Annotated in this window: 20 protein-coding genes; 12 read left to right on the forward strand and 8 right to left on the reverse strand. The window is 73.1% G+C overall.

Going from position 1 to position 18,905, the window contains the following annotated elements:
* Positions 1-32: 32 nt before the first annotated feature.
* Complete coding sequence (locus tag Asera_RS03995; protein ID WP_169745887.1) at positions 33-1,091, forward strand: LCP family protein; 1,059 nt, start codon at positions 33-35, stop codon at positions 1,089-1,091.
* A 90-nt stretch (positions 1,092-1,181) separates the two neighbouring features.
* Positions 1,182-1,823: a carbonic anhydrase gene (locus Asera_RS04000; RefSeq protein WP_030448324.1), complete on the forward strand. Its 642-nt coding sequence runs from the start codon at positions 1,182-1,184 to the stop codon at positions 1,821-1,823.
* Positions 1,824-1,844: 21 nt separating this feature from the next.
* Here Asera_RS04000 and Asera_RS04005 read toward each other — a convergent pair whose 3' ends face one another.
* Both Asera_RS04005 and Asera_RS04010 read right to left on the reverse strand, forming a co-directional pair.
* Positions 1,845-2,552, reverse strand: a complete 708-nt coding sequence (locus Asera_RS04005; protein WP_211255708.1) for a hypothetical protein — start codon at positions 2,550-2,552, stop codon at positions 1,845-1,847.
* The gene (locus tag Asera_RS04010) at positions 2,549-2,842 is read right to left on the reverse strand and encodes a hypothetical protein (protein WP_051802716.1); all 294 of its coding nucleotides are present in this window, start codon (positions 2,840-2,842) and stop codon (positions 2,549-2,551) included. The genes Asera_RS04005 and Asera_RS04010 overlap by 4 nt, the downstream gene beginning before the upstream one ends.
* Positions 2,843-3,020: 178 nt before the next feature.
* On the opposite strand from Asera_RS04010, the gene Asera_RS04015 reads away from it, so the two are divergent.
* The gene (locus tag Asera_RS04015; RefSeq protein WP_211255709.1) at positions 3,021-4,181 is read left to right on the forward strand and encodes a sensor histidine kinase; all 1,161 of its coding nucleotides are present in this window, start codon (positions 3,021-3,023) and stop codon (positions 4,179-4,181) included.
* Positions 4,178-4,840: a response regulator gene (locus Asera_RS04020; RefSeq protein ID WP_030448328.1), complete on the forward strand. Its 663-nt coding sequence runs from the start codon at positions 4,178-4,180 to the stop codon at positions 4,838-4,840. Before Asera_RS04015 ends, Asera_RS04020 begins: the two co-directional genes overlap by 4 nt.
* Before the next feature lie 23 nt (positions 4,841-4,863).
* Here the strand turns inward: Asera_RS04020 and Asera_RS04025 are convergent, their stop codons facing one another.
* The gene (locus Asera_RS04025) at positions 4,864-5,670 is read right to left on the reverse strand and encodes an SAM-dependent methyltransferase (RefSeq protein ID WP_030448329.1); all 807 of its coding nucleotides are present in this window, start codon (positions 5,668-5,670) and stop codon (positions 4,864-4,866) included.
* 310 nt (positions 5,671-5,980) lie between these two features.
* Entirely contained in the window at positions 5,981-7,411 is a 1,431-nt protein-coding gene (locus Asera_RS04030) for an MFS transporter (protein WP_030448330.1), read from the reverse strand.
* 299 nt (positions 7,412-7,710) lie between these two features.
* Here Asera_RS04030 and Asera_RS04035 point away from each other — a divergent pair, with 299 nt between their 5' ends.
* Entirely contained in the window at positions 7,711-8,754 is a 1,044-nt protein-coding gene (locus tag Asera_RS04035; RefSeq protein WP_030448331.1) for an NAD(P)-dependent alcohol dehydrogenase, read from the forward strand.
* Between the two features lie 56 nt (positions 8,755-8,810).
* Here the strand turns inward: Asera_RS04035 and Asera_RS04040 are convergent, their stop codons facing one another.
* Positions 8,811-9,260, reverse strand: a complete 450-nt coding sequence (locus Asera_RS04040) for a MarR family winged helix-turn-helix transcriptional regulator (protein ID WP_030448332.1) — start codon at positions 9,258-9,260, stop codon at positions 8,811-8,813.
* Positions 9,261-9,386: 126 nt separating this feature from the next.
* Positions 9,387-9,827 carry a YybH family protein gene (locus Asera_RS04045; protein WP_030448333.1) on the reverse strand — a complete coding sequence of 147 codons (441 nt, stop codon included), beginning with the start codon at positions 9,825-9,827 and terminating at the stop codon, positions 9,387-9,389.
* A 235-nt stretch (positions 9,828-10,062) separates the two neighbouring features.
* Between Asera_RS04045 and sigJ the strand changes: the two genes are divergently transcribed.
* Entirely contained in the window at positions 10,063-11,001 is a 939-nt protein-coding gene (gene sigJ / locus Asera_RS04050; RefSeq protein WP_030448334.1) for an RNA polymerase sigma factor SigJ, read from the forward strand.
* Between the two features lie 63 nt (positions 11,002-11,064).
* Here the strand turns inward: sigJ and Asera_RS04055 are convergent, their stop codons facing one another.
* Complete coding sequence (locus Asera_RS04055; protein WP_211255711.1) at positions 11,065-11,991, reverse strand: LysR family transcriptional regulator; 927 nt, start codon at positions 11,989-11,991, stop codon at positions 11,065-11,067.
* 102 nt (positions 11,992-12,093) lie between these two features.
* On the opposite strand from Asera_RS04055, the gene Asera_RS04060 reads away from it, so the two are divergent.
* The 4 genes from Asera_RS04060 to Asera_RS04075 all read left to right on the forward strand — a co-directional run bounded on the left by Asera_RS04060 (position 12,094) and on the right by Asera_RS04075 (position 15,893).
* Positions 12,094-12,552, forward strand: a complete 459-nt coding sequence (locus Asera_RS04060) for a hypothetical protein (protein ID WP_211255712.1) — start codon at positions 12,094-12,096, stop codon at positions 12,550-12,552.
* The gene (locus tag Asera_RS04065) at positions 12,545-14,185 is read left to right on the forward strand and encodes a multicopper oxidase family protein (RefSeq protein WP_051802717.1); all 1,641 of its coding nucleotides are present in this window, start codon (positions 12,545-12,547) and stop codon (positions 14,183-14,185) included. The genes Asera_RS04060 and Asera_RS04065 overlap by 8 nt, the downstream gene beginning before the upstream one ends.
* An 88-nt stretch (positions 14,186-14,273) precedes the next feature.
* Positions 14,274-15,419: an RNA polymerase subunit sigma-70 gene (locus tag Asera_RS04070; RefSeq protein WP_035297921.1), complete on the forward strand. Its 1,146-nt coding sequence runs from the start codon at positions 14,274-14,276 to the stop codon at positions 15,417-15,419.
* Positions 15,420-15,527: 108 nt separating this feature from the next.
* On the forward strand, positions 15,528-15,893 hold the full coding sequence (locus tag Asera_RS04075; RefSeq protein ID WP_051802718.1) for a nuclear transport factor 2 family protein: 366 nt from the start codon (positions 15,528-15,530) through the stop codon (positions 15,891-15,893).
* Between the two features lie 26 nt (positions 15,894-15,919).
* Here the strand turns inward: Asera_RS04075 and Asera_RS04080 are convergent, their stop codons facing one another.
* Positions 15,920-16,312: a cupin domain-containing protein gene (locus Asera_RS04080; protein WP_030448340.1), complete on the reverse strand. Its 393-nt coding sequence runs from the start codon at positions 16,310-16,312 to the stop codon at positions 15,920-15,922.
* A gap of 302 nt (positions 16,313-16,614) precedes the next feature.
* Between Asera_RS04080 and Asera_RS04085 the strand changes: the two genes are divergently transcribed.
* Together Asera_RS04085 and Asera_RS04090 are read left to right on the forward strand one after the other, a co-directional pair.
* Positions 16,615-17,439 (forward strand): NAD-dependent epimerase/dehydratase family protein, encoded by an 825-nt coding sequence (locus tag Asera_RS04085; RefSeq protein ID WP_030448341.1) that lies wholly within the window; start codon positions 16,615-16,617, stop codon positions 17,437-17,439.
* A 161-nt stretch (positions 17,440-17,600) separates the two neighbouring features.
* Positions 17,601-18,884, forward strand: coding sequence for a chloride channel protein (locus tag Asera_RS04090; protein WP_051802719.1), 1,284 nt, complete (start codon positions 17,601-17,603; stop codon positions 18,882-18,884).
* Positions 18,885-18,905 lie beyond the last annotated feature (21 nt).

The following is an 18,905-nucleotide window of genomic DNA, read 5'->3' on the forward strand; positions in this document are numbered from 1 at the left end:
CCGGCGACGGCCGGGCGGCGCGGGAGGTCGCAGTGGCCAGGCGAAATCGGAAACCGAAGCGCCGGAGTCCACTCTGGACCAGGCTGTGCCTGATCATCGGGATCGTCCTGACCCTCGGCAGCGGCAGTGCCTACGCCGGCACCGTGGTCCTCTCGAACCGGCTCGATCACGCGGTGCAGCAGCGGGATCTCCTCGGCGACGGCAGCGCGCACCGCTCCCGCACCGTGACCGGCCCGCTGGACATCCTGCTGGCGGGCTCGGATCTGCGCAGCAGCTGGAAGAGGACGGGCGAGCTGCCGCGCGCCGACACCATCATGTGGCTGCACGTCTCCGCGTCGCTGGACCGTGCGTACCTGCTGTCGATCCCGCGCGACCTGGAGGTGCACATCCCGGCCGACGCCCGTACCGGCAAGGGTGACAGCACGACGAAGATCAACGCGGCGTTCCCGTACGGGATGCGCGACGTCGACGACACCACCGGCGGGATGCGGCTGCTGACCACGACCGTGCAACAGGTGACCGGCGCGCACTTCGGGCTGGCCGCGCTGGCGGACTGGGACGGGTTCAAGGACATCACGAGCGAACTGGGCGGGGTCCGCCTCTGCGTGGACAAGACGTTCGTATCCCGCCAACCCGGCCTGCCCAGGGAGAAGTTCACCGCCGGCTGCCACCACTACGACGCGACCCGGGCGCTGCAACTCGTCCGGCAACGCTACGCCTACGCCGACTCCGACTACGGGCGGCAACGCATGCAGCAGCAGTACCTCAGGCAGATCCTGACCCGTGCCACCAGTACCGGGGTGCTGACCAACCCGGTGAAGCTGAACCGCCTGCTCGACGCCACCAGCCGCGCGCTGACCATGGACCTCAACGGCTACCGCCTGGCCGATCTCGCCCTGGCGCTTCGCCGGCTCACCCCGGCCAAGGTGATCGGCCTGCAGATCGCGCACCGTACCCTGCCGGACGGCAACGAGAGCCTCGTCCAGCCGGTCGACGACCAGCTGTTCGCCGCGCTGCGCGACGACACCATCGGCCGGTACCTCGCCCGGCACCCCACCCTGGTCTCGCACGGCCCGGGCGCCGGCGACTGAGCCGGTGACGCGAGCGTCGCGCCGGCCCCGGCGGTACCGACGGTGGCGTGCGCCATCGTGCTGCGCCCGAGAGGGACGTAACCTGCGGTCATGACCGAGACCCGGGCCCTGACCCCCACCGAAGCGTTCGAGCTGCTGCTGGCCGGTAACCAGCGTTTCGTGGGGGGTACGCCGGAACATCCCAATCAGGACGCCGCGCGCCGGGCCCAGACCGCCGAGAGCCAGCACCCGTGCGCCGTGGTGTTCGGGTGTTCGGACTCCCGACTGGCCGCCGAGATCATCTTCGATCGCGGCCTGGGCGACCTGTTCGTGGTGCGCACGGCGGGCCAGGTCATCAGCCCCGAGGTGCTGGGCAGCATCGAGTACGGGGTCGAGCTGCTCGACTGCCCGCTGGTCGTGGTGCTGGGCCACGACGCGTGCGGCGCGGTCGGTGCCGCGCGCGCCACGCTCGAGGACGGTGCGGTGGCCCCCGGGTACATCCGCGACGTCGTCGAGCAGGTGACGCCCAGCGTGCTGGCGGCCCGGGCCGCGGGGCGCACCGGCGCCGACGAGATCCTCGCCGAGCACGTGAGCCGCACCGTCGATCTGCTGCTCGACCGGTCCCGGCTGCTCGCCGAGAAGGTCGAGGCCGGCCAGGCCGGTGTGGTCGGGCTCTGCTACCGCCTGGCCGACGGCCGGGTGGACGTGGCCGCGGCCCGCGGTCTCGCTGCCGCGAGCAACACCGTGTCGTGACCACGTCCCGGCCGTACGCGGTCAGGGCCTGCTGCGCGCCCGCTGGATGCCGAGTCCGATGAAGCCCACCCACATCAGGGTGATCAGCCCGACGAGCGCGTCCGCGCCCCACCCGTTGACGGCGTAGAAGTTGCTGGCGTCCATACCGAAGTAGAGCGACGGCACGGCGAGCAGGTTGATCACCGCGACGACGACACTGCCGCGGAGGGTCCAGCGGGGGACGATGCGCGGTGCCGCCGATCGGCTCACCGCGACCACGAACCCGAGGAAGAACATGGCGATCCACAGGTGCGCGATCGGTCCGTGTGCCAGCGCCATCGCCGCCGCCAGCGGGCCGTCGGTGGTCGGATCCATCGCCTTGCCGGGGTAGCCGAGCGGGGTGCCCGCCTCGAGCGAGGTCGCGAAGAGGATGACCCCGCCGTACGTCAGCAGCGACACGATCGACAGCTGCCCGGCGACGGTTCGCCGACCCTTCCCGTCGCTGGGTAGCAGCCGGCCCAGCGCGACGCCGAACAGCGTCAGGGCGGCGATGATGACGAGCGTCAGCAGGCTGCGGGTCAGCACGTTCCATTCCGGTGGCGGGCCGGAGTAGACGAAGTACAGGCCAACCAGCAGCACGGACAGCGCACCGACGGTGAGGCCGGCCGGGCCGGCGAGCCGGGCGGGCGAGGTTTTCGGCGCCGCGGGCCGTGCGGGGGACGAGCCGGGGGCGATCGATGGTGTCGTCACAGTGACCCCCGAGTGGTCCCGGTCGGGGCGGCCGTGTTCGACCAGTGCCGGCGGACGTGGTCGAGGCCCAGCAACGCGGCGTTGATCGCCAGCGCGCTGGCCGGTGTCCAGAGCCACCACGGGCCGTCCAGGTGGGTCCCGAAGATGGCCACCATCAGCCAGACGATGACCTGCACCGCGGTCGCGAAGCCCGCGACCATGGTGATGGCGTAGCGCATCCGGGTGGTGGAGTGCGGCTCGGCGGGATTCGTCCCGAGCAGCAGGGTCAGGCGGTGCCGTGTCGTGTTCATGCCGTCAACGATGTCGGTCGCGGCCTCCCCGCGTCGTCTGCCGTTCGGGACGAACGGGTCAGCCAACGGCCAGTACCGGCTGCCACTTTCGTTGACGCCGGCATGCCGGCGACCGGCGGGTGAAACGGTAGCGGCCAGCTCCGCCGGCGCCCTTGCCGGAATCTCCTAGGCTGACCCGGTGCCGCCCTCTGCCACCGAGTCGTCCAGCAGCCGGAAGCGGTGGGAGTCGCGGGTGCGGTCGGCGCTGGTGGTTCTCGCCTCGTTCGCCGGCGGCCTCGCCTTGCTGTTCCTCGTTCTCGAACAGCGGCCGGGTGGCGGTTGGCGCGCCCTCGACGTCGCGGTGGGCGCGCTGGCGTGCCTCGCCCTGCTGCTGCGCCGGCGCGCCCCGGTCGCCATCGGGCTGGTGCTCGCGGCTGCTGCCGCCGGCTGCGCGACGGCCGGCGTCGCCAACTACGTGGCGCTGTTCGCGGTGGCCCGCACCCGGCGGATCGAGCTCGCCTTCGCGGTGGCGTTCGCCGATGTGGCCGGTGCGCTCGGTTTCTGGCTGCTCTACCCGGCCAACTCCGAGCTGAGCCTGACCGTCGTGGTCAACACGGCGATCGCGCTCGCGGTCGTGGCCTGGGGCGCGCTGCACCAGAAGCAGCAGGACCTGGTGGCCGTGTACCGGGACCGGGCGGCGCGCATCGAGCGCGAGCGCGAGCTGCGCGCCGAACAGCTCCAGCTGGCCGAGCGGGCCCGGATCGCCCGGGACATGCACGACTCGGTCGCGCACTACATGTCGCTGATCGCGCTCTACGCCGGCGGGCTCGAGGTCGCCGGCGCGAACGCGAAGGACGTCGGCGGCACCGCCACGACGATCCGTACGACCGCGACCAAGGCGCTCGACGAGCTGCGCACCGTGATCGGCGTGCTGCGGGACGGCACCCTGGCGGTACCGCAGAAGACGCCGCACGAGCGGACCGTCCGGGGCCTGGTCGACGAGGCCCGGCAGGCCGGCCAGCTCGTCGTCGCACACCTCGACGACGAAGCCCTGCGGGCAGCGAACCCGGCCACCGAGGAGGCGTACCGCCTGGTCCAGGAGGGGCTGACCAACGCGCGCAAGCACGCCGCCGGTTCGCTGGTGACCGTGCGGGTACGGCGGGACGGCCCGGACCTGCTGGTGACCGTCACGAACCCGGTCGACCCGAACGCGCCGACGCTTCCCGGCGGCGGCGCCGGGCTGCTCGGGCTCGCCGAGCGCGTCACCGCCCTCGGTGGCACGGTGGAGCACGACCTCATCGGACGTGGCGACGGCGGCGCCGGCGAGTTCCGGATGCATGGCAGAGTGCCGTACCGATGAACACCACCACTTCGGTCCTCGTCGTCGACGACGACGCGATGGTCCGCGCCGGGCTGTCGATGGTCCTGTCGGCCGACCCCACGATCACGATCGTCGCCGAGGCGCCGAGCGGGGCCGACGCCGTCGTCGCGGCGACGCGGCACCGGCCCGACGTCGTACTGATGGACCTGCAGATGCGGGAGATGAACGGCGTGGAGGCCACCCGGCGGATCCACGCCGCGGTGCCGTCGGCTGCCGTACTGATGCTCACGACGTTCCACCTGGACACCCACGTGCTCGATGCCCTGCAGGCCGGCGCCAGCGGGTACCTGCTGAAAGACGTTGCGCCGCAGGAACTCTGCCACGCGATCCACCTCACCGCCTCCGGCGAGTCGGCGTTCTCCGCGACGATCACCCGGCAGCTGGTGGCTCGGCAGGCCCGGTCGCGCGGCGGCGACGACGGCGCGGCCGCCGCCCGCGCGCTGGCGGTGCTCACCGAACGGGAACGGGCGGTGGCCGACGCCGTGGCGGAGGGCGCGTCCAACGCCACGATCGCCACGGCGCTGTTCATGAGCGAGGGCACCGTCAAGACCCACGTCTCGCGGGCCCTGGCCAAGCTGGGCCTGGACAACCGGGTGCAGCTGGCGCTGCTGGTGTTCCGGGCGCAGCAGGGTTCCTGAGCGGCGTCGGGGGTCAGGAAGGCTCAGGGTTTGCGGGCGAGGACGCCGTAGGTGCGCAGGATCGGCTCGGCGGTCCGGTCCGGGTGCCACTCGTTGACCGGGACGATTCCGGGCGGCTCGATGTCGAGCCCGTGCAGCCAGCCGGCAATGGTCTCGGCGGAGCGGTTGATGAACTCGGCGCCCGTCGTGCGCCGGTAGTCCGCAACCATCGCCTCCTGCTCGCGCGGGTGGTCCGGGTCGGGCGCGGCGTGCGAGATGGCCAGGTAACTTCCCGGTACGAGGTGTTCGAGGTAGCCGCCGACGATCCCGCCCGGGTTCTGCTCGTCCGGGACGAAGTGCAGGACCGCATTCATCAGCACCGCGACCGGGCGGTCGAGGTCGAGCAGGCGGGTCAGGGTCGGGTGGCCCAGAACCGATTCCGGGTCGCGGAAATCGCACTGGATGGTCTCGGCAAGCGGGGTGTCGGACAGGATGTGCCGGGCGTGCGCCACCGCCACCGGATCGATGTCGACGTAGAGCACCCGGCTGTCCCGGTTCTGGTTCTGGGCGATCTCGTGCACGTTGCCGACGGTCGGGATGCCCGACCCGAGATCCAGGAACTGGGTGATGCCATGCTGGCCGGCGAGCCGGACCACGACCCGGCGCAGGAAGCCGCGATTGGCCCGGATTGCGGGGACCAGCGTGGGCATGGTCGCCGCGGCGCGCTCGCCGGCGGACCGGTCGGAGGCGAAGTTGTGCGCGCCGCCGAGCAGGTAGTCGTAGATGCGGGCCGGGCTCGGCCGGTCGAGGTCGGCGCTGTCCAGGCCGGGACCGGGTTCGGGTTGCTCCATCTCACCGCACCGCCTCGTCGTCGATCGCACTCACCCAGAGTGTCCTCTGCCGGGTACCGAGTTCGCTACCGGCACCGGCATCGCCCTCCAGCTGGGACGGGCGCCACCGCAGGGGCTGCTGCGCCCGGTGATCCGGGGGCGACGCTGCGAAGTAGCCGGCCACGCGCACGCGAGCCGACGTCCTGCCACTGGCCCGCCGTCCCACGGGGCAGCAGAAGGGGCATCCTCCCCGAATCCGCCGCTCGTGGGCGTCGAGGCTGGTCGACGCGCACGAGCGGCGGCGGGTCAGCCGGCGGCCGCCAGCTGCCGGTCAGCCGGCGGCCGTCGGCTGCGGGTCGGGCGCGGGCACCGGTCGCCGGGTACGAAACACCAGCAGGACCAGGATCGCGCCGAGCACGGCGATGCCGGCGGCACCGAGGAACGCGGCCGAGAAGCCGGCGGTCAGTTCGGCCGGGTGGCCGATCCGATCGGCGCCGAAGGAGACGCCGACGGCCGTCATCGCGGCCAACCCCAGCGCGGAGCCGACCTGGTACGAGGTGTTGACCAGCCCGGCGGCGAGCCCACCCTCCTCGGGCCGGGCGCTACCGATCGCGGTACCCAGGGACGGGATGAACGCCAGCGCCTGGCCCAGCGCGGCGAGCAGCGACGCGGGCAGGACGTCGAGGAGGAAGGTACCGGTCGGGCGGGCGAACGACAGCCACACCAGCCCCGCGGACAGCGCCACGAGTCCGCCGACGATCAGCGGCTTGGCGCCGAGCCGGGCGATCAGCCGGGGTGCGACGGCGACCATCAGGATCACGATCAGCAGCGTCATCGGCAGCAGCGCCGCGCCGCTGGCGAAGGCACCGTAGCCGAGGACCTGCTGCAGGTACAGGTTCAGGAAGTACCACATCGGGATCCAGGCCGCGCCGAGCAACGCCTGCGCCAGGTTGGCGGGGCCCAGCAGTCGGGTGCGGAAGATGCCCAGTCGTACCAGCGGTTCGCGCCGCACCCGCTGCACCGCAACGAATCCCGCGAGCAGGACGATCGCGCCGGCCAGGATCGCCAGCGTCGACGGCGAGCCCCAGCCGGCCTGCGGTGCCCGAACGATGGCGAGTACGGCCAGGGCGAGGCCGCCGGTGACCGCGGCGGCGCCGGTGACGTCCACCGAACCGCGGCGCCGGCCGGCCGCCGGCATCAGCAGCGGCGTGGCGACGATCGCGACCGCGGCGATCGGCACGTACAGCCAGAAGACCCACGGCCAGGACAGCCACTGGGTGATGACGCCGCCGAGAAACACCCCGGCGGTCCCGCCGGCCGGCGCCGCGGCACCGTAGATCGCCAGCGCCCGGCCCAGCTCGCCGGGCCGCGGGCCGAACACCGTCATCAGCAGTGTCAGGGCCGAGGGGGCGATCAGCGCCGATCCGGCACCCTGCACCACCCGGCCGATCAGTTCGACGCCCGCCGTGCCGGCGAGCGCCGCGAGCACCGATCCGATCGCGAGGATGACCCAGCCGGCGCCGAACACGCGCCGCGCACCCAGCAGGTCGGACAGCCGGCCGCCGAGCAGCAGCAGTCCGGCCAGCGCGATCACGTACGCGTTGAACACCCAGGACAGTCCGCCCGGGGAGAACCCGAGGTCGACCCGCATCCTCGGTAACGCCACTCCGATGATCGAGGTGTCCATGATCACCATGAACTGCGCCAGCGCGATGAACCCCAGCGCCCACCACCGGCGCGAGCCCGTTGCCAGGTCCGACATGACGTCCTCCCGAACGCTCACATGTACCCCTAGGGGGTATCGAGGAACGTCACGCTAGCGCCCGCCACCGGCGCAACGCAAGTACCCCCCTGGGGTATCTTGGTGTGACTCGACCCGGCGAACGCGGTACCGGCGACAGCCAGGATGTGGCGACCGCGACGGTTTCGAGCGGCCTGGGGGTGGTGTCCGTTCGGACGCGGCTGGCGGTGACCCGTAGGTCACCTCGGGCCGGCCGTGGTTGGCGGTGGCCCCGGCCGAGGTGTTTGCTGGGTGGACCATCCCCGTACGAAGGAAGACACATCGTGCGCGTGAACGCGTATGCAGCACCCTCGGCGACCGAACCGCTGGTCCCGACCACCATCGAGCGGCGCGACGTCGGGCCGTCCGACGTGCTGATCGAGATCAAGTACGCCGGCATCTGCCACTCCGACATCCACCTCGTCCGCGGCGAGTGGGGTCCGGTCACCTATCCACAGGTGGTCGGGCACGAGATCGTCGGCATCGTGTCCGAGGTCGGCGCCGAGGTGAGCAAGCACCAGGTCGGTGACCGGGTCGGCGTCGGCTGCCTGGTCAACTCCTGCCGGGAGTGCGAGAACTGCCGCGCCGGCATGGAGCAGTACTGCCTGCACGGCTCCGTCGGCACGTACGCCTCGGTCGACCGGGACGGCACGATCACCCAGGGCGGCTACTCGACCCACGTGGTGGTCGACGAGAACTTCGTGCTCCGGGTACCCGAGTCGATCCCGTTCGAGAAGGCGGCGCCGCTGCTGTGCGCCGGCATCACCACCTACTCGCCGCTGGCGCACTGGAACGCCGGCCCCGGCACCCGCGTCGCGGTCGTCGGCATGGGCGGGCTGGGCCACATGGCCGTCAAGATCGCGCACGCGATGGGCGCCAACGTCACCGTGCTGTCGCAGTCGCTGAAGAAGCGGGACGACGGGCTCGCGCTGGGCGCCGACGAGTACCACGCGACCAGCGACCCGGACACGTTCGCGGCCCTGAAGAACAGCTTCGACCTGATCGTCAACACGGTCAGCGCGCCGCTGGAGATGGACGCGTACCTGGGGCTGCTGCGACTCGACGGCACCCTGGTCAACGTGGGCGCCCCGCCGGAGGCGCTGCCGGTGCACGCGTTCGCGCTGGCCAACAACCGGCGGTCGTTCGCCGGGTCGAGCATCGGCGGCATCCCCGAGACCCAGGAGATGCTCGATTTCTGCGCCGAGCACGGGATCGCGCCGGAAACCGAGCTGATCTCGGCCGACTACGTCAACGAGGCGTACGAGCGGGTGCTCGCCTCCGACGTGCGCTACCGCTTCGTGATCGACATCGCGACGCTGGCCTGACCCAGGCGCCACCGCCGGCCTCGGCCGGCGGTGGCCCGGCCGGCCGGCGCTGGTGGTCAGTCCGGGAGGTCGGCGATCCGGGTGGAGATCCGCTCCAGTACGGCGAGCTCGTCCCGGCTGAGGTGGTCCAGCAGCCGGCGCCGGACCGAGTCGAGGTGCCCGGGCGCGGCGGCGGCAAGGGTCTGGAACCCGGTGTCCGTCAGGTGGTAGATGGAACCGCGACCGTCGTCCGGGTCGGGTTCTCGTTCGATCAGCCCGCGCGCTTCCATCCGGGCGGCGTGGTGCGACAGGCGGCTGCGGCTCCACTCCATCTTCTTGGCCAGGTCCTTCAGCCCCCAGCGCCAGCCGTCCCGCTCGGACAGGGTGCTGAGCACCTCGTAGTCGGTCGACGACAGCCCCAGCGCGGTCAGGTCACGGCCCAGCCGGGCCGGCAGCGCGGTGAGCAGCCGGCGCAGTGCACGCCAGGACCGTTCCTCGTCGGCGTCGAGCCACCTCGTCTCGGTCACCCGACCAGTCTACGTTCTTTTGACACGTCACAGAATCCCGCTCGTTGCCACCCCTGCTGCTGCACCATCCGAGGCGCAGGTACCGGTCAGCCGGCGGTGGGGGCGCCGGCTGACCGGTACCGGGGGTCAGGGTTCGAGGTCGGTGAGCGCCCGGCCGGTCGGGAAGTCGAGCGGTACCGAAGCCTGATCGTGCGCGACGAGCCACTCGTCGCCGACCTTGCGGAAGCAGAACGTGCCGCGCACCCACATCCCGCTGGTGGCGGTACCGTCGGCCAGGGTTCCGCGCAGCCGGCCGAAGCAGTGCGCAAACGCCACCACGTCGCCGACCTCGATCGCCAGCTCGCGCGTGTCGTAGTGCAGCTCGTCGAGCATCGCGAACGCGCGCTCCCAGTTCTTCAGCTTCGCGTCCACGCCCACGTGCTGCAGCGGCGGTTCGACGTCGAAGGACACTACGTCGGGCGCGTAGCTGCGCCGCAGCGCGTCGAGGTCCTTCCCCTCGATTCCCGCGATCATCACGTCGATCCGCTGCCGGATCGCCGCCTGGTCCGCCTCGTATCGTGTCGACATCCTCGTCGTCCTTTCGTCCGGGTGGATCCTTGAGGTCCGAACCGCAAAGGGCTGCCGGCGCCGGGCGCGCCTTCCGTTCGGACATCGATACGGGTACGACGACGTACGGTCGCGGAACGTCAGGCCTGACATTCGGGCCGGCCGCCTCGTCGTACCTGGGGAGAGGTCCGCCCGGACCGGCGTCGAGCGTCGTCCCGCGCGGGCCGTGGCGCCGACCGAGGGAGCAGCCGAAACCATGACGACCGACCCGGTACCGGGGCAGGACGGGTCCGACCCGGACCTCAGCGCGCTCATCGGCGAGCGCCGGCAGCTGATCAGCCTTGCGTACCGGCTGCTCGGGTCGCTGGCCGAGGCGGAGGACGCGGTGCAGGAGACCTACGCCCGCTGGTACGCGATGTCCCGCGAGCAGCAGGCCGAGATCGAGTCACCGGGCGCCTGGTTGACCCGGGTCGCCAGCCGGATCTGCCTGGACCTGCTCGGCTCGGCGCGGGCCCGCCGCGAGCGGTACGTGGGCGAGTGGATCCCGGAACCGGTGCCGGACCGTACCGGCTGGGTCGGCGGGCGCGCCACCGTCGACGACGTCGACCCGGCCGACCGGGTCACCCTGGACGAGTCGATCACCATGGCGTTCCTGGTCGCGCTGGAGGCGATGACGCCCGCGCAGCGGGTCGCGCTCATCCTGCACGACGTGTTCGGCTACCCGTTCGCGGAGATCGGCGAGATCACCGGCCGTACCCCGGCCGCCTGCCGTGAACTGGCGTCGGTGGCGCGACGCCGGGTCCGGACCGGGCACCACCCCACGGCGCCGGCGGCGGCCCAGGCGGACCTCGTCCGGCACTTCCGGCAGGCGTGGCAGGCGCAGGACATCGACGGGCTGGTCCGGCTGCTCGATCCGGACGCGGTGTTCACCGCGGACGGTGGCGGCCTGGTCCGCGCAGCGCTCGAACCGGTCACGGGCGGCCAGCGGATCGCGCAGTACGTCGTCGCCCTGGCCGGCCGGCAGACCGACGGCATCACGATGACGGAGACCGCCGTCAACGGCCAGCCCGGCCTGACGATCCGGCAGCACGACGTCGTCGTGTCGGTCTTCGCGTTCGATGTCGTCGACGACCGCATCACGCACATCTGGGCGGTACGTAACCCGGACAAGCTCCGCCCGTGGGCGGTCGGCTGACCGTACCGCCGCTGGCCCGGCGACCGGTCAGCTCCGGGGCGGGGCGACCGGCTCCGACCAGCTCTACCGCCGCGCCCCGCTACCGGTCAGGCCCGCCGCGGGGCGACCGGCTCCGCCCGGCCAGTCCCAGTCGGCGATGGCGTGGCGCAGCAGGCGAGCCGCCCCGGACAGGTGGCGCTCGGCGACCCAGTAGAGCGTCACGGCGCGGCGACACTCCAGGCTGTCGACGGCGACCCAGACGGCCGGCACCCGCACCTCCGTCCGGCGAGCGAAGCCGGGTACCAGCCCGATGCCGAGACCGGCGGCGATCAGGTCGGCGATGGCGCTGGGCTCGTCGACCTCGCAGACGATCCGCGGGGTCCGGTTCCGGGCGGCGAAGAGCCGGTCGAGCAGCCGGCGCTGCCAGTGCCCCGGCCGGGCGCTGACGAACGGCTCGTCGGCGAGCTCTTCGATGCGCACGCGATCGCGGCGGGCCAGCGGATGGCTGGTCGCCATGCCCACGCCGACCGGCTCGTCGAACAGCTGCGTGGACGCCAGCCCGTTCGGCGGGATCGGCTGCGAGGCGACGCACAGGTCGACCTCCTGGGCCCGGAGCCGGCGGGCCATGTCCTCGGCCGGCGACCAGTTGAGCTCGACCTCGACGGCGGGATGGGCCCGCTTGAACGCAGCCAGCGGGGCGGTGAGGGTCAGGAACGTCTCGGACGCCAGCCGTACGGTGCCGGCTCCCTCGGCGGTCGCCTCGGCAACGGCGCGGCGCCCGGCGTCCAGCTCGCCCAGCGCGCGTTCGACATGCTCGCGGAACAGCCGGCCGGCGTCGTTGAGCGTCAGCCGGCCGCCCCGGTCGAACAGCGGGGTGCCGAGCTCGGCCTCCAACCGGGCGACGGTACGGCTCAGCGACGGCTGGGCGACCCGCAGCTCGTCGGCCGCGCGGCTGAGGTGCTGCAGCCGGGCCACGACCAGGAACTGGCGGAGCGCGTTGAGCTCCATCATGCCCTCCGCATCATAACGCCATCGCAATATTGGTCTTGGTCAAGATAACGCGTGGGCCATAGCGTCGAATCGTTCGTACCGACCACAGAGGAAGGGGACGCGGTGTCCACCGCAACGAAGACGCTCGCCACGGCCCGGGCCGTGGCGCAGCGGACCGGCCCGGCCGGGTGGGTGATGCGATCCGTCGTCAGCGCGCACGCCGCCGTGATCCTCGCCCAGCCGGTGTTCGCCGGCGTGTACCTGAGCGGTGACTTCGATGCGCTGGGCTGGCATGCGACCGGCGCCAACATCGTCACCTCGCTCGGCTACGTCCAGCTGGTGGTGGCCGTCGTGGCCTGGGTACGGCTGCGCCGGCCCGGGCTGTTCCTCGGCACGCTCGGCCTGGTCGCCGCCGAGACCGTGCAGTACGTCGCCGGCATGGACGGCGCGCTCTGGCTGCACCTGCCGCTCGGCGTGCTGACCATCACCGGGTTGATCGGGCAGTTCGTCGCGGTCTGGCTGCGCCCGCTGCCGCGCACCGCCCGCGACGCCGACGACCGGCCGGAGGCCACCGATGAGTGACCCGCGGGAACCGGCGGGCAGGACACGGTCGCCCGGGCGGCGCGCGTACGGCGTCGACCGGCGCCGGGTGCTCGGCATCGGTGGCGCGCTCGGGGCGCTCGCCGCCGGCGGCCTGACCACCTCGGCGGTACTGGCCCGCCGGCCGGCGGTCACCGGCGCCGAGCTGCGCAGCGCGGTACCGCTGCCCGACCCGTACCGGACGCCGTTGCCGGTGCCGCCGGTGCTGCGGCCGATCGACACCGCGGGCGGAACGGACCGGTACCAGGTGACCCAGCACGCGGCGCGGGTGCGGATCCTGCCCGGTGTCGACACTCCGATGTGGACGTACCAGGGGGCGTTCCCCGGGCCGACGATCGAATCCCGGCGCGGCCGGCCGGTGACCGTGACCTACCGCAACGAGCTGCCGGTGCCGACGGTGGTGCACCTGCACGGCGGGCGGACGCCGGCCGCGTCCGACGGGTACCCGACCGATCTGGTGCTGCCGCGGGGCTGGCGGGAACCGATGGACGGGATGCGGCACATGCCCGGCACGGGCGGGATGGACGATCCGCGGGCGGTGGTGACCAGGCTGACCCGCACGCACACGTTTCCGCTGGACCAGCGGCCGACGCTGCTGTGGTACCACGATCACCGGATGGACTTCACCGCGCCGGCGATCTGGCGCGGGCTGGCCGGGATGCACGTCGTCCGGGACGATGCCGAGGAGGCGCTGGGCCTGCCGGCCGGACCGCGCGAGCTGCCGCTGATGATCACCGACCGCGCGTTCGCCGCCGACGGGAGCCTCGCCTACCCGGCGCTCGATCCCACCCTGCGCGACCGGCCCGGGGTTCCGGAGCGCTACCTCGCCGGGGTGCTCGGCGACGTGATCCTGGTCAACGGTGCGCCGTGGCCGGTGCACGAGGTCGACGCGGTCCGGTACCGGCTGCGGATCCTGAACGCCTCCAACGCCCGGCACTACGAGCTGGAGGCGGTCACCGACGACGGGCGGCGGCTCGACCTGGTCCAGGTCGGCGCCGACCAGGGACTGCTCGCGGCACCGGTCACGCAGCGGGTGCTGCCGCTCGCGCCGGCCGAACGGTACGACGTGGTGGTCGACTTCGCCGCCGTACCGGTCGGTTCCCGGGTACGGCTGCGCAACCGTCTCGGTACCGGACGGACCCGCGAGGTGCTCGCGTTCCGGGTGGCGCGCAGGGCGACCGACCGCAGCCGGGTCCCTCGGGTACTCGCCCGCGACCTGCCGGCGTGGCACCGTGGCGACGCGGTCCGGGTGCGCGACTTCGCGTTCCGGGCCGGCCGGATGGGCGGCGGGCACGGCTGGCTGATCGGCGGGCGGCCGTTCGATCCGGCCCGGTCGGACGTCACCGCCCGGCTCGGCGATGTCGAGGTGTGGCGGCTGATCGCGGACGTGCACCATCCGGTGCACCTGCACCTGGTCGGTTTCCGGGTGCTGTCGCGCGGCGGCCGGGCACCGCTGCCGAGCGACGCGGGGCTCAAGGACACGATCGCGCTGCGGCCGGGCGAGTCGGCGGAGATCATCACCCGCTTCGACGGCTACCGCGGCCGGTACCTGTTCCACTGCCACAACGCCGAGCACGAGGACATGGGCATGATGGCCAACCTCGACATCGTGTGACCCCGCCGGCCGGTCCCCCTACCGCCGACGACGGTCCGGTACCGGCCAACGGGCGGGCGGCGGGCGGGCGGCGCGGGAGAATCGGCGGATGGTGCGTTCGGTGCTGGAGCAGGCCCGCGACGGCGACGCCGGCGCGTTCCGGGAGCTGGTCGAGCCGTACCGGGGCGAGCTGCACCTGCACTGCTACCGGATGCTCGGCTCGCTCGCGGACGCCGAGGATCTGGTTCAGGAGACACTGCTCGCGGCGTGGCGCGGGCTGGGCGGTTTCGCCGGCCGCTCTTCGGTCCGCACCTGGCTGTACCGGATCGCCACCAACCGCTGCCGCAACGCACTGCGCGACGCGCGCCGGCGGATCCCGGCCGAACCGGTACCGCCGTTCGTTCCGCCGGCGCCGTCCCGGCGAGCCACGGTGACCTGGCTGCAGCCGTACCCGGATGCGGCGCTGGACCGGATCGCCGAGCGCGCACCGGACCCGGCGGCCCGGTACCTGAGCCGGGAGACGGTGGAGCTGGCGTTCGTCGTCGCGGTGCAGCAACTGCCGCCCCGGCAGGCCGCGGTGCTGCTGCTGTGTGACGTCCTCGACTTCGGCCGTACCGAGGTCGCGGAGATGCTGGACACCACCCCGACCGCGGTGAAGGGTGCGCTGCAGCGCGCCCGCGCCGGCCTCACCGCGAACGAGCACCGGCCGGGCGGGCCCGATGCGGGCGAGCGGGCGGTGGCACGCCGGTTCGCGGCGGCGTTCACCGCGGACGACGTCGACGGCGTGCTGGCGCTGCTGACCGACGAGGCGTGGCTGGCGATGCCGCCGGCGCCGCACGAGTACCACGGTGCGGCGGCGATCCGCGCGTTCCTGGCGGCCAGCGCCCGGGGCCGGGGCGGCCGGCGGCTCCGACTGGTACCGGCCGGGGCGAACCGGCAACCGGCCTTCGGCTGCTACCTGGACGACCGGCCGGCCCCCGCCCGCGCGACACCGGAGGCTCCCGCCGCCGTGCGCTCGGCAACGGTCGAGGCCGCGCGGCCGGGTTCGGGGACGCGGACAGTGGCGGGGGCGGACGACCGTGCCGGGCCAGGGGCGTCCGACGCCGCGCGGTCGGGGACGGACGACCGTGCCGGGCCGGGGGCGTTCGTCGGGGTCGTGGTGCTCACGCCCGCGGCCGGGCGGATCGGGCGGATCACCCGGTTCCTGGATCCGAGCCTGGCCGCCGCGTTCGGCCTGCCGTCACATCGCGGCTGACCGTTCCGATCCCGCCCCCGCCGGTGTCTGTACCAGTGTGTCCGGGCGGCGTCGTGCCGAGTCGACGGCCTGTCCGGGCTTCTTGCCGGCACGACACGAAAGGTAGTCATGGATCGAAACAGCACGGCAATCACGGCCTACTACGAGCTGCTCGCGGGCGGCACGACGTCGTTCGATCCGGTTCGGTTGCGGCCGCTGCTGGCCGACGACCTGGTCTTCGAGGGCCCGATCGCCGGCCGGGTGGTCGGCGCGGACCGGTTCGTGCACGGGGTCACCGGGTTCGTCGAGACGATGCGGGGCATGACGATGCTGCACCGCCTGACCGGCGACGAGGAGGCGGCCACGATGTACGACGCGGAGCTGCCCGCCGGCACCGTCCGGTTCGCGGAGTTCTTTCGGCTCACCGCCGGCCGGATCACCGGCCTCCGGCTGCTGTACGACGCGGAGCGGTACCGCGCCGCCGGCGGGCGGTGAGCCGGCGGCGCGGTACCGCATCCCGGTCAGGCCGGGCGCGGATGGCGCAGGTGCGCTCGTTCCGAAAGTTCCTCGTCGGTCACGTAGGTCAGCATCTCCTTCCCAGGGGCGCAGACCATGACGGCGAGGAAGACGGTGCGGGCATCGGTGAGGTTGTTGGCGGCCTGGTAGTGGATCACGTCGCCGCCCGGCTCCCAGAACGCCTCGCCGGCCCGGACGACGCGCTCCGGTTCGCCTTCGAGTTCGAAGATCAGCTCGCCTTCGAGCAGGTAGCCGAAGACCGGGCCGGAGTGCCGGTGCGGTGGCGACCCGGCCGACCCGGGCTCCAGGTCGATCGTGACGGTGTGCACGTGGGCCGGGCCGAAGTCGTTGATCTCCGCCGAGCCCAGCGGCCGGATGTTGGACATGGGGTCGTTCATGTGGACGTTCCTTCGAACGAGGGAGAACACGGTCCGACCGGCGGCCACCTGCTTCGTTCGCTCGGGCGTTCCCCGGTCTCGTCAACCAGGACGAGGCGGCGCGCCGAGATGTCAGGCGGCCGGGACGGAGCCCCACCCCGGCTGCGCGATCGCCAGGCCCGGCCCCGGTGCGCAGCGCCCGGTGCGCGCCCCGGTGCCCGGTGCCGGACAGCGTCGACCGATTCGGCACCTGACGTTCGCGCCGGCCGCACCGTCCTGGGAGGTGGAGACGTTTCCGCTCGCAGCGCACAGAAGGGTCACCCATGCGTATCTTCCTGGCCGGAGGTTCCGGCGTCCTCGGCAGCCGGCTCGTCCCGGAACTCGTGGCGGCCGGCCACGAGGTCACCGCGACCACCCGGCACGCCGACCGGTTCGACCGCCTCCGCGGGCTCGGTGCGACCCCCGTCCAGGTCGACGTGTACGACGCGGCCCGGCTGACCGCCGTGGTGGCCGAGGCCGCACCCGAGCTGGTCATGCACGAGCTGACCGACCTGTCTGACTTCGACACGGACGCCAACGCCCGGCTCCGGCGCGAGGGCACCGCGAACCTCGTCGCCGCGGCGCTGGCCGCCGGCGTGCAGCGGATGACGGTACAGAGCATCACCTGGGCGTACCGGGACGGCGACGCACCGGCCGTCGAGGACGACCCGCTGCAGCCCGGCTCGGCCATCGAGACGATGGAGGACCTGGTCTGCCGGCTGCCCCGGGCGACCGCTCTGCGGTACGGCACCCTGTACGGCCCCGGCACCTGGTACGCGCCGGGCGGCCGCGTCGCCGCCGCGGTGCTGGCCGGCCAGCTGCCGGCCACCCCGGCGATCACGTCGTTCCTGCACGTCGACGACGCGGTCGCGGCGACCGTTCAGGCCTTGGACTGGCCGGACGGCGCCTACCACCTCGTCGACGACGAGCCGGCACCGGCGACCGAGTGGCTTCCCGTCTACGCCGATCGCCTCGGCGCACCGGCACCGGCGGTCGCCGACGTTCCGGTGGGGACGCCGCGCGGTCGCGGCGCGTCGAACGCGAAAGCGCGCGCCACCGGCTGGACGCCGATCCACCCGACCTGGCGGACCGGTTTCCGCCACCGGTAGCCGGCCGGCGAACCGCTGGTCGGCCGTCGCCCGGCCACGGGCATCGGCGAGCCGGCAGCGGGTGTCCCGCCGTGGGCGTGGCCGGTTCCGGTGACTGGCGGGTCCCGGACCGGCGGCGGCCGTAGCGTGACGGTACGGGGCCGGCGAGCCGGGGAGCGGCGGTGGACGGGGCGACGGGGTCGGCGACGGGCCGCGGCAGCGTGTCCGGCGCGGGGCTGCTGCGGTTGGTACTGCTGGGCGCCGCGATCGGCGTCCCGGCCGCGTTCGCCGCGGCCGGCTTCCTCGCCCTGGTGCACTTCCTGGAGCACTGGCTGTGGACCGACCTGCCGTCGGCATTGCACCACCGCGCCCCGCCCTGGTACCTGGTGGTCGGGTTGCCGCTGGTGGGCGCGCTGATCGTGGTCGCGGTGCGGCGGTTCCTGCCGGGCGACGGCGGGCACCGGCCGTTGCAGGGGCTCGGTGGCGAGGTGACTCCGCCCGCCGCCGCCCCGGGCGTGGCGCTCGCCGCGCTGGGCACGTTGTCGTTCGGTGCGGTACTCGGGCCGGAGGCGCCGGTGGTCGCGCTCGGCTCGGCGCTGGGGGTGGCGGCGTCCCGGCTGGTACGGCTCGATCCGAAGCGCACCCAGGTACTGGCACGGGCCGGGTCGTTCGCCTCGATCTCGGCGCTGTTCGCCGGCCCGGTGGTGGCCGGAATGCTGCTCATGGAGATCGGCCTCGCGGCCGGTACCGCGCTGCTGCCGTTGCTGCTGCCCGGCCTGGTGGCCGCCGCGATCGGGTACGTGATCTTCATCGGGTTCGGCTCCTGGGGCGGCCTGAACGCGCCCGGCCTGACCATCCCGCACCTGCCCGGCTACCACGGCCTGCACCTGTACGACCTGCTCGTCGCGGTCGTCGTCGGTGTGCTGGCGGCGCTGCTGCTCGCCGTGGTGCATCGGGCCGCGACGCGGGTGGAGCGGCTGCAGCAGCGGCTCGGGACGGCACCGGTTCTCGCCGGTGGTGGCCTGGTGGTGGGCCTGCTGGCGCTGGCCGCGACCTGGCTCGGCGCGGACTCGGCCGACGTGCTGTTCTCCGGGCAGACGTCGCTGCCGGCGGTGGTCGGCGCCAGCAGCGTCGGCCTGGTGCTGGTGCTGCTCGTCGCCAAGACGCTGGCGTACGTGGTGAGCCTGGGCTGCGGGTTTCGCGGCGGGCCGATCTTCCCGGCGCTGTTCCTCGGCGTCGCGTTGGCGGCGGTGGCCACGGTGGCGTTCGGAGTGTCGCCGACGCTCGCGATCGCGGTCGGTACGGCGGCCGGGATGGCGGCGCAGGCCCGGCTGCTGTTCTCCCCGTTGATCTTCGCGTCGCTGCTGGTCGGCCGCGCCGGTACGGACGCGATTCCGGCGGCGGTGCTCGCTTCGGCGGCCGCCTGGGTGGTGAGTCAGGCGATCGTCGCCCGGAAGCAGAATTGACAGTGCTTATATAAGTGCTGT

It is taken from the genome of Actinocatenispora sera, from assembly GCF_018324685.1.
Lineage (GTDB): Bacteria > Actinomycetota > Actinomycetes > Mycobacteriales > Micromonosporaceae > Actinocatenispora > Actinocatenispora sera.